This window comes from Candidatus Acidiferrales bacterium, from assembly GCA_035934015.1.
Classification (GTDB): Bacteria; Acidobacteriota; Terriglobia; order Acidiferrales; family UBA7541; genus DAHUXN01.
Genome location: DASYYH010000015.1, coordinates 1 through 2,039, shown reverse-complemented (window position 1 = coordinate 2,039; position 2,039 = coordinate 1). Strand labels below are relative to the sequence as shown.

Below are 2,039 nucleotides of genomic sequence, written 5' to 3'. Positions count from 1 at the left end.
TCGCAGTGCTACTGATATTCTTCATCTTGTTTGCGCTCTACGGAAATTTCAAGTTCCCGGTCGGAATCGCTGTCGGCGTGTTGATCACGGAGCCAGTCGGCGCTCTCCTCGCTCTCTGCGTCACCGGAACTCCCTTCAGTGTCTCCTCCGTGCTCGGCTTGTTGGCTCTAATGGGAGTGTCTGTCGAGACGGCTGTAATTCTCTATTCTTTCATCAATAAGCTGCGTCAGGGCGGCCAGGATATTCGCTCCGCCACGCGCGAAGCCGCGCTCCTCCGCCTTCGTCCCATCATGATGACGGCCCTCGTAGCCTGCTTGGGCCTTTTGCCTGCCGCGCTTTCGCACGGTATCGGCTCTGACACGCAGCGCCCTTTTGCCATCGTCATCGTCGCCGGACTGATCTCCCGTCTTTGCCTCGCCGTATTCATTGACCCCGTGATGTACCGTGCTCTGGCGCGCGAGGGCGACGTCTTGCAGGTGTAGGTCTGCTATCGCCCGCGACGCGTAGCAAATTTATGTGGTCTTTTCCCGCCTCCAGCCTCTAACATCTAACCTCCCTATGCGCATACTTTTCATTGGCGACATCGTTGGCGCGCCGGGGCGGCGAATCGTGAAAGACCGCCTCTCCGACATCATCTCGCAGGAGAAGATCGATCTCGCCATCGCGAATTGCGAAAATTCCGCGTCTGGCTTTGGTATCACGCCCCGCCTCGCGGAGGAGCTTTTTGCTGCCGGCGCTGAAGTCCTAACGGGGGGAAATCACATCTGGGACCGCAAAGAAATTTTCGATTATTTCCCGCATGAACCGCGCCTGCTGCGTCCTGCGAACTTCCCCGCCGGCGCCCCCGGGAGCGGTCTTTACACTGGCACGGCGCGCAATGGCGTTGGTTTCGCTGTACTCAATCTTCAAGGCCGCACATTTATGGCGCCGATCGATTGTCCTTTCCGTGCCGCCGAACGTGAATTGGAGAGAATCCCAGCCGGGGTTAAAGTGATCCTCGTCGACATTCATGCTGAAACAACTTCTGAAAAGCAGGCCATGGGCTGGTTCCTCGACGGCAAAGTCACAGCGGTGATAGGCACGCACACTCATGTCTCGACAGCCGATGCGCACGTACTTCCGGGAGGCACGGCATTTATCACCGACGTCGGTATGACCGGCCCTCACGATTCCATCATCGGAATGGATAAGCACGGCATCATTGAACGCTTTCTGAACGGCTTGCCGGCTCGTTTTGAAGTCGCGGAGGGCGACGTCCAAATGCACACCGCGCTGATTGACGTGGATGAGTCAACTGGCCGGGCTCGATCCATCGAGCACCACGTCTTTCGCGCCGATTGATACCGAAGGGAGGGTCCGCGCATGAAGAATCTTTTCTCCGTCCGCGCATTCGCAATTTCTATTGCTGTAGCCACTTGCGCTCCCATGTTGACTGCCCAACAAGCGGCACAGTCCAACTCCCCTGTCGGTGCGCCGCCCAAAATCATGAATATCGTTTACCAGGCCCTGATCCCGGGAAAGGAAGCGGCTTACTCTTCCCAGTTGTCCAGAATCGCCAGGATTTATAACCGCGCAAGCATTCCCGTCTACTGGATCGAGTCTTCCTCCGCGACCGGCGACACGCGCACGATGACGTTGAATTTCTTCGACTCATTCGCGGACATGGACACCACCATCGACTCGCTGAACAACGCGATGTCCGCGCACCCGGATCTCGTCAATCTGCAGGAGGACCTACTGACCAATACAAGCAGCCAGACCAATTCCTTCGCGGTTCGTCGCGACGACATCGGCTACCGCGCGGCAACCATCGATTTCTCCAAAGCGCGCATTTTGCGTGTCGCCACGGTCATCGTCCGCCAGGGTTCCGAGGCGGAGTTCGAGGAAGCCATGAAAAGCCTCGCGGCGGCGTACGAAAAAGTGAATGCCGATTCTCCGTGGGTGCTTTATCAAGTCAACGCCGGCGCTCCATCGACGACTTTCGTTTTCTTCATGCCCATGCGCTCGATGCAGGAGATGGATGAATACATCGCCCGGGG

Annotated in this window: 3 protein-coding genes; all 3 read left to right on the top strand. The window is 57.5% G+C overall.

The window, feature by feature from the left end; translation table 11 throughout:
* Positions 1-482: efflux RND transporter permease subunit (locus tag VGR81_07265; protein HEV2288734.1), on the top strand; the 482-nt coding region annotated here is incomplete at its 5' end.
* A 76-nt stretch (positions 483-558) separates the two neighbouring features.
* Positions 559-1,341: a TIGR00282 family metallophosphoesterase gene (locus tag VGR81_07260; GenBank protein HEV2288733.1), complete on the top strand. Its 783-nt coding sequence runs from the start codon at positions 559-561 to the stop codon at positions 1,339-1,341.
* A gap of 21 nt (positions 1,342-1,362) precedes the next feature.
* On the top strand, positions 1,363-2,039 hold a 677-nt coding region (locus VGR81_07255; protein HEV2288732.1), incomplete at its 3' end, for a hypothetical protein.